This is a genomic window from Burkholderia semiarida (assembly GCF_029268935.1).
GTDB lineage: Bacteria > Pseudomonadota > Gammaproteobacteria > Burkholderiales > Burkholderiaceae > Burkholderia > Burkholderia semiarida.
In genome coordinates this window covers 1,123,336-1,135,833 of record NZ_JAHLCL010000008.1, presented here as the reverse complement: position 1 = coordinate 1,135,833, position 12,498 = coordinate 1,123,336, and the positions used below count along the sequence as shown (strand labels likewise).

Here is a 12,498-nt window from a genome sequence, read left to right as displayed (position 1 = left end):
GGGGCCGGCCGCGCGGCTTCCCGTCACGCGGGACGATGGGCCGACGTGAAGAAATCGGTCCACGCGCCGTTGTGCCATGCGCCCTCGGTGCGCTCCACCGACAGCGCGCCGGCGGCGAGCATCGTCCGCTCCGCGAACGCGATCGTGCGCCGCGTCACGTGCGCGGCCAGCACGACGCCGTTTTCGCATTGCTTCAGTGCGCCATGTCCCTCCGGTGCATCGCCGCGCATCCGGCCGAGCGCGCCGCACAACGCGCCGACATAGGCGCCGACGAGCGGCACGCCGATTCACGCGAGCGCGGAATGAAGCCCGCCCAGATGGAGCACCGCGGCCCCGGCGAGCCCGACGATCGCGCCGATGGCCACGCCTTCCAGCGCGCCGAGGCCGCCCGGCCGCGCGGCGGAGTCCGCATAGACGTCGCCGCCGAGCCAGAACAGCGCGTGCTGCCCGGGCGGATTGAGAAAGAAGACCTTCACGTCGTCCCGATGGATGGCGTGGCCGCGCAGTTGCTCCGCGCAGCGTTCCGCCTGCTCGAGCCGCGAGAAACGGCCCGCGATGATGGTGTCCATGTCGAACCCTCCTGCCCGGTGACGCGCAGGGTCGCGGGCGCGCGACGCCCGGTCGGCCCGGCGCTGGCCCGCGCATCACATTACTTCCGGCGGATCTGCAGCTTGTCGCGCACGCCGCTCACGCCGCTGACGTCGTGCGCGACGCGGACCGCGGCCGCGCGTTGCCGCTCGTCGGGCACGTTGCCCGTCAATTCGACCACGCGGTCGTGAACCTGCACGTCGATGTCGCCGGAAGCCAGGCCGCGTTCGGCGACGAGCGCGGCCCTGACGCGGGACGCGAGCGTCGCGTCGCGGATCTGGCCCCCGACGGCCGACGCCTGGCTCGCCAGCTTCGCACGCGTGCCCTCCTCGGCCGATGCGTAGCGGGGCGTCGCGATCCATGCACACGACAACATCAGTATGCTCGCGATCCGCCCGATCGGCGTCCCGCGTCGGGTGCGTGCCGGCTTGCCGCCCGTGCCGCCGCGCCGCGTGCTTTCCGTTGCGTCCATCGTGCCTCCTTTTTCGTATGCGGCCGCGGCGGTCAGGCGGCCGGATAGCCGCGCCCGTGTATTGGCCGTCACCGCTCGCGCGGCTTCGCGTCGCCCGCGTCGTCCGGGGCGACATCGACGATCACGCTCGCGAGGGTCGGCATGTCGACCGGCTTGCACAGATACGCATCGAACCCGGCGGCCATCACGCGGCGCCGGTCGGTCTTGCCGGCGTGCGCGGTCACCGCGACGACCGGCAGATGCCCGCCGCCGTTCGGCAGGCGCCGGATCCGGTCCAGCAGCCAGTAGCCATCGCCGTCCGGCATCGCGAGATCCGACAGCACGACGCTCGGCGGCTGCCGTGCCACCGCGTCGAGCGCGTCGTGCCCCGAACGCGCGGTCGATACCTGCGCGCCCATCGTTTCGAGCGCGGCCGCGAGGCTGGTGCGCGACGTCGCGTCGTCGTCGACCACCAGCACGCGCTGACCGTCGAGTGCGACCGTATTGGCCATGCCCTTCGCGCGCGCCGGCCGCTCCACCGGATCGTCGGCATCCCAGCCGGCCGGCAGCGTCACCGTGACGGTCGTTCCGCGCCCGGCGCCCGCGCTCGTCGCGACGACGTCGCCGCCGTGCAGCTGCACGATGTTGCGCACGATCGACAGGCCGAGCCCGAGGCCGCGCTTCGGCGACGTGAACGCGCCTTCCGGCCGGCTGAACGTCTCGAACAGATGCGGCAGGCGTTCCGGCGCGATACCTTGCCCGGTGTCGGCGACCGACAACCGTACGCGTTCGCCCGCGCGCGTCAGTGACACGTTGATGCGGCCGCCCGGCGGCGTGAACTTGATCGCGTTCGACAGCAGGTTCGACAGGACCTGGCGCAGGCGTTCGCCGTCCGCCGGAATCACGCAGGCCGGCATCGCATACTCGGTCGACAGCACGAGCCCGTTTGCCTGCGCCGTCGCGTCGAGTTCGCGCGCCGCGTCGCGCACGATCCGCACGAGATCGACCGGCACGCGTTCGAGGCGCAGCCGGCCGGTCGCGAGGGACGACGCGTCGAGCAGATCGGCGACCATGTGCGACAGCGACCGCGCGCTGCGGTCGATCGCATCGACCGCCTGTTGCGCGAAGCCCTGCCCGTCGGCGTTGCGCAGTACCTCGACCCAGCCGTAGATCACGTTCAGCGGCGTGCGCAGTTCGTGCGAGACCGTGGCCAGCAGCTCGTCCTTCAACCGGTTCGACGCATCGGCCTGCACGCGCGCGTCGCGAGCGCCACGCAGCGAACGCAGGTCGCGGCGCTCGCTGCGGCGGCGTTCGCCCGCTTCGCGCAGCATCAGCGACAGGCCCGTGCAATGGCCCTCTGCATCGACGATCGGCGAAGCGGCGAAGGTGGCGCGAAACCGGCCGCCGTCGTGGCGCACGCACAGTACGTCGAGTGGCCCGACCGGCGCGCGCAGGTCTGCGAACGACGCCGGCACCGCATGTCGGCGCAACCAGCGCGGCGCGATCATCGTGACGACGTCGCGTCCGCTCGCCTGCGCCGCATCGATGCCGAAGATTCGTGCCGCGGCCGGATTCCAGCTGGTGATGCGGCGCGCGGCGTCGATCCCGACGATCGCATCGGGCGACGCATCGACCACCTGACGCAGCAGCCCGTCGTCGCGCACGCCCGCGCCGACGGAAGGCTCGCGGTGCGGCGGATGCGGCTCGCCGCGGGCGTCGTCGAACGCGCGCGGACGATCGTTCGCGAGCAGCGGCTTCACGGCCGCCACCAGCACGCATTCGACGAAACCGATCGCGACGAACGTGCCGGCTTGCGCGAGCAGCGTTGCCAGCGGCGCGGCGCGCCACCACCATGCGGCGATCACGCCGATGCTGGCGACGGTCGCGACCAGACCGCCGCCGAACGACGTCAGCCATGCGGCAGCCGCCACGCCGGCATAAAAAGGCAGCGGCGCAAATGGCGCGTGCTCGCCGACAGCCCGGATCGCCCACGCCTGCAGCGCGGACGCGAGCCCGACGGCCAGTACGACCCATGCACCCTGCCGGAACAGCTCACGGGTCAGAGTCCTCATTGCATCCTTGTATCGCGCCGGCTCCCGTCGTGCGGGGGGAATGCCGCCTTTCGGCCATCCGGCATGCCGTCGAACGCGCCGGGGCGAGCTTGAGGGCGTCAGCAAAGAACGTACCCGGGTGGCGGCGCGTTCGCGGCTCGCGGCACCCGATGGCCGGCCCCCGCGCCGGCGCCCGGTGCGACCGGGCCGGTGGGGGGGCGAGTTCGCCGGGCGCGCCGCCGCGATATGTCGCCGGCCGCTTTTTTCATCGGGTTTCTGTAAAAAAGCGCTGGTCCTGACCGAATGCGTCATCACGCCGGGGCCGGCGACAAATCCGATGGCCTGTTGCTTTCACTCACGCCGCGCACATTGGAATTTTCTATTCGGCGGCACCTTCGCGGTCGTTTCGCTGTCGATGATAAATATTGCAATCAACGGAACGTGCGATGCCGTTTTTCAAAGCGGCCCGTGAACACCTATGGGTGAATCCGCCAACCGGGCGAAGCAGCGCGCAGACGGTCGCCGGCTGTCCGGCCGGTCCGCCGCGATGCGCACGCTGCTCGCCCGTATCGAGAAAATCGCGCCGACCCGCGCGAGCGTGATGATTGCCGGCGAAAGCGGGGTCGGCAAGGATATCGTCGCGCGGCGGCTGCACGATCTGAGCGCGCGACGCGACGGTCCGTTCGTGCCGATGAACTGCGGCGCGATTCCGCCCGACCTGGCCGAGGCGCATCTGTTCGGGCACGAGAAAGGCAGCTTTACCGGTGCGATCACGCAGCGTGAAGGCTTCTTCGAAGCCGCGCGCGGCGGCACGCTGCTGCTCGACGAGGTCGCGGAAATGCCCGCGGCGCTGCAGGTGAAGCTGCTGCGGGCGATCGAGTCGAACGCGATCGTGCGCGTGGGCGGCACCGAATCGATTCCGCTCGACGTGCGGTTCGTTTCGGCCACCCGTCACAATCCGGCCGACGCGGTGCGCGACGGCCGGTTGCGCGAGGACCTGTTCTACCGGCTCGCCGCGTTCGCGATCTACGTGCCGCCGCTGCGCCAGCGCGACGGCGACGTCGAGACGATCGCGCAGGAATTCGTCGACACGCTGAACGCGCGGCATCGCGCGCACAAGCGGCTGACCGACGCGGCGATCGCCGCGTTGCGCGCGTATTCGTGGCCCGGCAACGTGCGCGAACTGCACAACACGATCGAGCGTGCATACATCCTGTCGGACGAAGGTATCGACGTCGCGCTGCCGAAGCAGCCGCTGCCGGCGGCCGCCAGCACGTCGGAAGGCGCGATGGCGCTGCCGCTCGGCGCGACGCTGCACCATGTGCAGCAACGCTTCATCGCGGAGACGTTGCGTCACTTCGACGGCAACAAGCCGCGCGCGGCCAAGGCACTCGGCATCAGCCTGAAGACGCTCTACAACCGGCTCGCGCTGATGCGCGACCAGGGCGGCTCTTGAGCGGCGCGGCCCGCATGGCGCGGGCCGCGAGCCACCCGGCCACGGGGCGCGTCAGGCGACCTTGAACTGCCCGACGGTCGTCGCCAGCGCATTCGCCTGGGACTGCAGCGCGGTGGCCGCCGCCGTCGACTGTTCGACGAGCGCCGCGTTCTGCTGCACCATTTCGTCGAGCTGGCTGACCGCGCGGTTCACTTCCTGAATACCGCGCGTCTGCTCGTTCGCCGCGTGCGTGATCTCGGAGATGATGGTCGTCACGTTCGCCACGTTGGACACGATCTCGCGCATCGTGTCGCCGGCCTGGCGTACCTGCCCGGACCCGGCCGACACGCTCGCAACCGTCGATTCCACCAGCACCTTCACTTCGCGCGCGGCCTGCGCGCTGCGTTGCGCGAGGCTGCGCACTTCCTGCGCGACGACCGCGAAGCCGCGGCCCTGCTCGCCCGCCCGCGCCGCTTCGACGGCCGCGTTCAGCGCGAGGATGTTGGTCTGGAACGCGATCCCGTCGATCACGCCGATGATGTCGCCGATCCGGCCGGACGCTTCCTCGATCTTCCCCATCGTCGCGACGACGTCCGACACGACCACGCCGCCGTGCGACGCGATCCGCGACGCGGCCGCCGCGCGTTCGTCGGCCTGGCTGGCGGCGGCGGCCGACTGACCGACGGTCGCGGTGATCTCTTCCATCGACGCCGCGGTTTGCTCGAGGCTCGCCGCCGCCGATTCGGTACGCGACGACAGGTCCTGGTTGCCGGCCGCAATCTCGTTCGCGGCCGTGCGCACCGATTCGCTCGCGTCGCGGATCTGGCGCATCACGTCGTTCAGCTTGTCAACGAAGCTGTTGAACGAGCGTGCGATGTCGGCCACTTCGTCGCGGCCGGCAGCAGGCAGGCGCTGCGTCAGGTCGCCGGCGCCCGAGCCGATCGCGGCCATCGCGTGGCGCACCTGCGACAGGCGGCGGAATGCCGTCGTGGTGATCGCGCCGATGATCAGCGACGCCACGCCGACGATCACGATCAGCGTAATCAGCGACGCGGTCAGCAGCGAACGCATGCCGGCCGTCGCTTCGGCCTTGTCGAGCAGCACCAGCGCGTACCAGTCGGTGCCCGGCACGGGTTTCGCGCGCACGAGCTTCGCGTCGCCGCCGACGCCGACCTCGACCGGCGCGTTCGCCGCCGCGATCGATGCGGCGCCCAGCGAACCGAGTTCGGGCGATACGTCGGCGACCGGCTTCAGCGTGAGCTTCGCGTCCGGGTGCGCGACGACGTGGCCGCTGCTGTCGATCAGCATCCCGAAGCTCGCCGGCGTCGGGCGGATCGACTTGACGTTGGCGATCACGCTGTCCATCGACAGGTCCGCGGCGACCACGCCCTTCAGCGCGCCGTCGCGCAGGATCGGCACCGCGAACGTGACGACGAGGTTGCCGGTGCCGGCATCGACGTACGGCGGCGTCACGACCGGCTTGCCGGCCTGCGCGGCCTGCTTGTACCACGGGCGGCCGGTCGGATCGTAGTCGGGCGGGATGCCGGTCGGGTCGGAGAAGTGGAACGCCTTGTCCGCATAACCGGCATAGACGTTCGTGAAGCCGCCGGCCGCGGCCATCTGCTTGAACACCGGCAGCGGATCGGGCGTCAGCGCGGCATCCTGCAGCGACGCGATCATCCGGCTGCGGGTCGCGACCCAGTCGGCGATCCCCACCACGTGGCCGCTCGCGACTGAGACCAGGTTGCGGTCGATCGCGTCGTCGTTGTACGAGCGTGCGATGAAATAGTTGATCAGGGTCGTGGCGACGAGCGCGAATACGACGATGGAGACGCACGCGGCGAGAATGCGGGCGCGAATGGACGAAAACATGGCAACGACTCGGTAAGAGCGGGCGAACGCCCGGTGGACGAATTCACCGGGTAAACGGCAAATCGCACCACTTTCTTGAGGTCGTCGTGACGATTCAGTGAAACATATGACGAAAGGCGCCGGCGACTGTCGGCGGACCGTCAGGATGGATGGCGCGCCGGGCGCGCCGTGCGCCTGGCCCCCAACCGGCCGCCATCCGCTACAGTCGACGGCTCGGCCGCGGATCGGTGTCCGCGGGTGCCGCATCGGCGCGCGTATCGCGGTCGAGGTCGTCCTTCTGGCGCATCCGCTCACGCAGATGGCGGATCGCGAATACGTGGATGTAGTCGTGCACGCGCGCGCCGGACGACAGCGCGCGCACTTCGTCGTCGAGCATCGCACGCAGCTGATCCGCGCCGATCGCGCGCCGTTCGGCGGCTTCCTTCAGTGAATCGAGCAAATTGTCCTTGGACATCGACGGACTCCTGGCGGTCGAGGAACGAAACGGATGACGGTACTGGAAGCTTAAGACTGGATGGACGCGCGGCGTACGATGCGCCGGCGCGTGTTTGCGCGCGATCAACGGCACGTTGCGTGCCGCCGCGCCGATCCGTTTCCGGACCGGCCCCGCGAAGTTCGCGGGGCACATGGCCTGCGAACGACACCGGAAACCCTGCCACGCCACCCCGGGGCGCGGCACTGGCGACGGACGGCAGGTGGAACGCCATGCGACGCCGGTGCAGACGCGAACTTAGACCGGCCGAAATCATGCGTCAAGCAGCGCCGTGCGCGTACCGTCCATTCGTCGAACGAACGCGCCGAATCGGCCGGTCGGCCGCCACGTGTGTCAGCGGATTCCGATACGCGTCGCGCCATTTCCTGACAACGACTTCAGCACGCACCGCTTGGCAGCGCGCCGTCGCCACACGATACTGATCACATGAACCAGGCGTTCATACCGGAACATCGCTCAGCCGGCCACCGAGCCGGCACGCGGGGTTCCGCGCAGGAGACCAACCATGGCACATCGCAACTTACCGGGCCGGGACGGCCAGCGGCGCACGTCGGGCAACGCGCGCGCCCTGCCCGACCGGGCCGCGTCGGCCGGCAACCGTCCGTCCGACGACCTCGACACCTTGCTCGCGCTCGCACGCGAGGCCGGATTGCTCGTCACGCTGGACGGACAGATCGGCCGCGAAAAGTATCAGAGCGTCGCGGGCTCGGTCCTCGCATTGCAGCGGTTCGCCGCGGCACTGTGTGCGCGAAACGCGGCCGACGCGCCGGCCGCATCGGAGCCGCGTCGCAAGGCGCGCCCGGGCTGGCCGCATGCGAATCGTTTGCGCAGCCGCACGTGCAGCGCATGCGCGCCGCTGCATGTCGTTCGTCCGCATGGGCGGGTACGACGCGGCGTGGGCCGCCGGCACGACCTGCGATCGATTCTTCATACCCTCTGATCCGCGCACGTAACCGATGCGCGGCACGGGGCCGTGCAATGGGCGCGCGCACGACCCGGCCGCCACGCCGGCGTCGCGCCGTGCATCCGCCATGCTCGCCGCGATCCGTATCGAGGTGACCGCGCGCGACGACGCGCCGCTCGACGCGGCCGCGTTCCAAACCATTCGTTCGGGGAAATGAATTCGACGGGGCCACGCGGAAAGCGGACGGGGTGACTTCCACCCCGCCCGTCCTCCAAGGCAACCGTCGGTTGCCTACCCTCGTGCCAGAGAGTTCCCGGTCGGATGACGCGCCGGACAAATACGTGGCGCGACTCCTGAAACGATGTGACATGTGACGGCGGCGCGTGCGACCGTGATCGCCACTCGCATGCAGGCGCGGCAGACCGGCCGCGGCGCCGGATGTTCCATCACTGTCTCACGCGATATGCGCGGCGCTTCTGATGCAGGTCAATCCAGAACCGCTTCCACCGCCATGAGGCGCGACTCAGTCCGCGCCGCGCACCAACAGCACGGGCACTTCCGCGAGATGCGCGACCCGCCGCGCGACGCTGCCGATCAGCCACGCGGCGATGCCGCGACGGCCATGCGTGCCGACCACCAGCAGCTCGGCCCGCCAGTGCACGGCATCGCGCATCAGCGCATGGGCCACGTCGTCGCTGGTCGGACGCGTTTCGACGACGGCGCGCTTGGTCGGATTGCCCGTCGCATGGAACAGCGGGCCGACCTTCGCGAGCGCATCCTCGCCCTCCGCGCGGTATGCATCCTCGAGCGCGCGTACCGGCACGACATCCGTCAGACGAACCGCGCGATCGATCACGTACGCCGCATACAGCAACGTCGTCGGCGCCGCGAAGCCGAGGCCGACGCGCACCGCGTGCAGCGACGGCTCGCTGCCGTCGACCGCGAACATCAGCCGCTGCAGCGTGCCGTCCGACGGCCGTCCATAGGTGCCCGGCACGATCAGCAGCGCGCAGCGCGCGCGTTTCGTCAGCATGTCCGACATCGCGCCTTCGACGAGCCGCAACAGCCCGTGATGCGGATTCGCGCCGATCACCAGCACGTCCGCATGCCACGTCGACGTATCGTTCACCAGCGCGTCCGCTACCGAGCCGCCCGTGACCGACGTATCGATGACCGCCAGTTCGACTTCGATGTCGCTGTCGTCGAACAGCGCCGCGATCCGCTCGCCGGTAGCCTGCGCTTCGCGCATCATGTCCTCGCGCGCGGATGTCAGTAGCGCGTCGATGCGCGGAATGTCGGGCAGCACGAGACGCGGATTGTCGACCGCGCAAATGATGCGCAATCGCATGCCGGGACGCAGCAGCGTGCGCACGTAACGCGCGGCGGTCAACGATTCGGGCGTCGAATCGACGGCCAGTGCGATCCGAGCGAGCGTCGGGATGGGCTGGGCAGGCTGCATGGCGAAGGCCTCCGTGCGTGCACGTCGTCGCTGAACGACGACGGGCGCTTCGCGCGGTAGCGGCACGCGGCGGCCGGACTGCCGCCGCGGTCGCGGGGACCGGCGCGGTGCCACGCGAAGCGCGGACAAGCAATGCGTTCGTTCAGCATAGGCCGTCCGGCCCGCGCGTGCATGATCGCGATCAATGATCGCGAACGGTCGCGCGGCATCCTGCCCGCGCGGCTTACGACTTCGTCGGCATCGACTCGGCCGGACGGTTCGCATGGAACAGCGCGTACGCGATGCCGAGCAGCACGATCCATACCGGCCCGATCACGAGCGCGACGCGCGTGTCGGGCGTGAGCGCCATCAGCACGACGACCAGCGCGAGAAAGCCGAGCGCGACGAACGAACCGAGCGGATAGAACGGCACGCGGATCGGCAGGCGCGCGATCCTGTCGGCCGACAGCGTGCGACGAAAACGCATCTGCGCGATCAGGATCACGCACCACGTCCAGATCGCGCCGAACGTCGACACCGACGTGAGCCACGTGAACACGTGCTGCGGCGCGAGATAGTTGAGCAACACGCTGATCAGCAGCAGCGCGATCGACACCGCCACGCCGTACACGGGCACGCCGCTGCGGTTCACGCGACCGAGCGCGGCCGGCGCCTGGCCCTGCTGCGCGAGGTTATAGAGCATCCGCGCGGTGCTGAACAGGCCGCTGTTGCACGACGACAGCGCCGCGGTCAGCACGACGAAGTTGATGATGCCGGCGGCGGCGGGAATGCCGAGCCGCGAGAACGTCATCACGAACGGGCTGCCCTGCGTGCCGATCTGGTCCCATGGATAGAGCGACATGATCACGAACAGCGCGCCGATGTAGAAAATCAGCACGCGCCAGAACACCGAATTCACGGCTTTCGTCAGCGACTTCTCCGGGTTGCGCGCCTCGCCGGCCGTGAGGCCGAGCATCTCCACGCCGAGATACGCGAACATCACGATCGGCAGCGCGGCGATCACGCCATGGATTCCATTCGGCATGAATCCGCCGTGCGACCATAGATTCGAGATGCCGGTCGCGATACCGCCGTTGCCGATGCCGAACGCGATCATCAAGCCGCCTCCGATGATCATCAGCACGATCGTGACGATCTTGATCAGCGCGAACCAGAATTCGAATTCGCCATACAGTTTGACCGCGATGAAGTTCACCGAGCCCATCGCCAGCAGCGCCGCGAGCGCCCAGATCCAGTTCGGCACGCCGGGGACCCACATGTGCATGTAGACGCCGACCGCCGTGATTTCCGCCATGCAGGTGACGATCCACACGAACCAGTAGGTCCAGCCCGTCAGGTAACCGGCAAACGGGCCGAGGTAGTCGCGCGCATAGCGGCTGAAGGCGCCGGCGACCGGGTTGGTGATCGCCATTTCGCCGAGCGCGCGCATGATCAGGAAGATCGCGAGGCCGCCGAGCAGGTAGGTCAGCAGGATGGCCGGGCCGGCCGTGCGGATCGCGGTGGCCGAGCCGAGGAACAGGCCGACGCCGATCGTCGCACCGAGCGCCATCAGGTTGATGTGCCGTTCTTCCAGCCCGCGGTGCAGTTGGTCTTCTGGTTGTTTCAAATTCGTCTCCTGGCAGCCACGAGGGGCGCCGTCATTGTGTCGATGGCAATGCGCGCCCGGTCATGCCGATTTTTGAGCCGAAAACGAAATAATCCCTGGTGTCGATTTCTGAATGAGAAACGACGTGGACGCCGTGTCAATTCGGTTGGAATTGCTGCGGATTATCCGAATTTGCCAGAGCAATCTGGAAATACGGATAGCCTTTCACGGAATACACCCTGGGTCGACCGCCTGACGCGGCTGTGCGCGTGACGAGCGGCAAACGGGGGGCATCGTTTTCGGCGCGAACGAACGCGCGTCGAATGTGCGCAATCTCGCGCACGGAATATGCAGGCGGGATTATAGGGAGGATCGGTAGTTTCACGCCAGGCGATTTTGAGAAAATCTATCTTCCTGCCTCGGTTGCTGTCGTATTTCGCCATGGCCAAATACAACGCAGATCAAGACGGTATCACGATCCCGCTCAAAACTGCGCCGTTACTTGAAATCCGACTGTCACGCGCGCGGTCGGAAGTCCGGACGGCTTGTACACCGGGGTTCCTGCGAACAGGTCGTAGCCATAGCCGCCGAAGCGCGTTGCTACACTGCCCTTCACGCCGATCATCGCCCCAGCCATCTGCGTACCGACCAGAGCAACCGGTTGCGGTCCCCACACACGGCCGTAATCCAATCCCGCGTAAATCGCCTGTCCGGTCTGTCCGATCGGCATCTGCAACTCATTGCGCCAGTAAAGTCCGCGTGCCGCCGCCAGCATCGTTTCGCCGTCGAACCCGCGAACGGTGTACCTGCTGCCAATCGTCAAATCGTCGATGTAGTACAGCGAGTTCCCGGTATATTGGCCGTGGATGCTCGTCACGTATCGGAACGGCTGCTTTGCGATCGCGAACGGCACGGACAGGTTCGCATCGAGTACCGCCATCTTGAAGCGGTAAGTCGGACCGCACATCGAGCACGACATCGCTTTCTCCCGGCACGTCGGCCGGAACGATCTGCATCGACACGTCTTGACTCGTAACGCGCTTCATCTGCTCCAGACCTTGTTCAAGGTCGCGCAAGTTCAGTTCGCCGTCGCGTGTTGGGAACGCGGTTTTCCACGTGCCACGCAATTTTTCATCAGCGAAACGCACGCGTCGAATCACGCCGGGAATGAGCGAGACGTTCAATGTGCCGGTCGACAGGTCCTGTTCGGGCAGCAGCACGCGTGTCGTGATGTACCCGCGCGAAAGAATGTCTTGCGACAATGCTTTGACGAAAACGTCCAGCCCTTGTTTGCCGACACATTGGCCCGTGTAGTGTTCGAGCCATTCGCGCGCGAATGCGAAACGATCCATCGGCAACGCGGATGCGCCCTGAGTTTTCAAGCCATCCGGCAGCGAATCGGGAACATCGAGCGTGAAGCGGTCAATGCGGAAGCACGGTGTTTCGGCCGGAGGCGCTGGATAGCCTGCACTCGCTGCGACGCTCGAGCGAACGGCTGGCGCGGAAACGGTTCGTTCCCGCTCGCGGGCCTCTTCCTGCTGGCGTGCCTGTTGGTCGTTGCCAACCAGCGGAACCGACTGCGCCATCGTACAAGTTGAAGCAAATAGCAACGACCCCGCGACAAGGCTACCCCCTCGGATTTGCTTCATTTATTTGATTC

General features: G+C 68.0%; 8 protein-coding genes and 2 pseudogenes. 2 read left to right on the top strand and 8 right to left on the bottom strand.

Annotation, left to right across the window (positions count from 1 at the left end; genetic code table 11):
• Window positions 1–23: 23 nt before the first annotated feature.
• The 3 genes and pseudogenes from KPB06_RS28350 to KPB06_RS28340 form a co-directional block, all read right to left on the bottom strand.
• Window positions 24–569: pseudogene (locus KPB06_RS28350) on the bottom strand (hypothetical protein).
• 80 nt (window positions 570–649) lie between these two features.
• Entirely contained in the window at window positions 650–1,060 is a 411-nt protein-coding gene (locus tag KPB06_RS28345) for a BON domain-containing protein (RefSeq protein WP_059574410.1), read from the bottom strand.
• 68 nt (window positions 1,061–1,128) lie between these two features.
• A complete protein-coding gene (locus tag KPB06_RS28340; RefSeq protein ID WP_059574411.1) occupies window positions 1,129–3,111 on the bottom strand; it encodes a hybrid sensor histidine kinase/response regulator in 1,983 nt (660 codons plus the stop codon).
• A 457-nt stretch (window positions 3,112–3,568) separates the two neighbouring features.
• Between KPB06_RS28340 and KPB06_RS28335 the strand changes: the two genes are divergently transcribed.
• Window positions 3,569–4,546 (top strand): sigma-54 interaction domain-containing protein, encoded by a 978-nt coding sequence (locus KPB06_RS28335; protein ID WP_059574412.1) that lies wholly within the window; start codon window positions 3,569–3,571, stop codon window positions 4,544–4,546.
• 51 nt (window positions 4,547–4,597) lie between these two features.
• Here the strand turns inward: KPB06_RS28335 and KPB06_RS28330 are convergent, their stop codons facing one another.
• Window positions 4,598–6,397 (bottom strand): methyl-accepting chemotaxis protein, encoded by a 1,800-nt coding sequence (locus tag KPB06_RS28330; RefSeq protein WP_059574413.1) that lies wholly within the window; start codon window positions 6,395–6,397, stop codon window positions 4,598–4,600.
• 199 nt (window positions 6,398–6,596) lie between these two features.
• Complete coding sequence (locus KPB06_RS28325) at window positions 6,597–6,851, bottom strand: DUF3562 domain-containing protein (protein WP_059574414.1); 255 nt, start codon at window positions 6,849–6,851, stop codon at window positions 6,597–6,599.
• Window positions 6,852–7,395: 544 nt separating this feature from the next.
• Here KPB06_RS28325 and KPB06_RS28320 point away from each other — a divergent pair.
• A complete protein-coding gene (locus KPB06_RS28320) occupies window positions 7,396–7,830 on the top strand; it encodes a hypothetical protein (protein ID WP_059574415.1) in 435 nt (144 codons plus the stop codon).
• Between the two features lie 487 nt (window positions 7,831–8,317).
• Here the strand turns inward: KPB06_RS28320 and KPB06_RS28315 are convergent, their stop codons facing one another.
• The 3 genes and pseudogenes from KPB06_RS28315 to KPB06_RS28305 form a co-directional block, all read right to left on the bottom strand.
• On the bottom strand, window positions 8,318–9,253 hold the full coding sequence (locus KPB06_RS28315; protein WP_059574416.1) for a universal stress protein: 936 nt from the start codon (window positions 9,251–9,253) through the stop codon (window positions 8,318–8,320).
• Window positions 9,254–9,476: 223 nt separating this feature from the next.
• Complete coding sequence (locus KPB06_RS28310) at window positions 9,477–10,859, bottom strand: amino acid permease (RefSeq protein ID WP_059574417.1); 1,383 nt, start codon at window positions 10,857–10,859, stop codon at window positions 9,477–9,479.
• A 463-nt stretch (window positions 10,860–11,322) separates the two neighbouring features.
• Window positions 11,323–12,487 (bottom strand): annotated as a pseudogene (locus tag KPB06_RS28305) (ShlB/FhaC/HecB family hemolysin secretion/activation protein).
• Window positions 12,488–12,498 lie beyond the last annotated feature (11 nt).

Coding starts and splice junctions, on each gene's coding strand:
- KPB06_RS28345 (WP_059574410.1), bottom strand. CDS start 1,060: ATGGACGCAACGGAAAGCACGCGGCGCGGCGGCACGGGCGGCAAGCCG.
- KPB06_RS28340 (WP_059574411.1), bottom strand. CDS start 3,111: ATGAGGACTCTGACCCGTGAGCTGTTCCGGCAGGGTGCATGGGTCGTA.
- KPB06_RS28335 (WP_059574412.1), top strand. CDS start 3,569: ATGGGTGAATCCGCCAACCGGGCGAAGCAGCGCGCAGACGGTCGCCGG.
- KPB06_RS28330 (WP_059574413.1), bottom strand. CDS start 6,397: ATGTTTTCGTCCATTCGCGCCCGCATTCTCGCCGCGTGCGTCTCCATC.
- KPB06_RS28325 (WP_059574414.1), bottom strand. CDS start 6,851: ATGTCCAAGGACAATTTGCTCGATTCACTGAAGGAAGCCGCCGAACGG.
- KPB06_RS28320 (WP_059574415.1), top strand. CDS start 7,396: ATGGCACATCGCAACTTACCGGGCCGGGACGGCCAGCGGCGCACGTCG.
- KPB06_RS28315 (WP_059574416.1), bottom strand. CDS start 9,253: ATGCAGCCTGCCCAGCCCATCCCGACGCTCGCTCGGATCGCACTGGCC.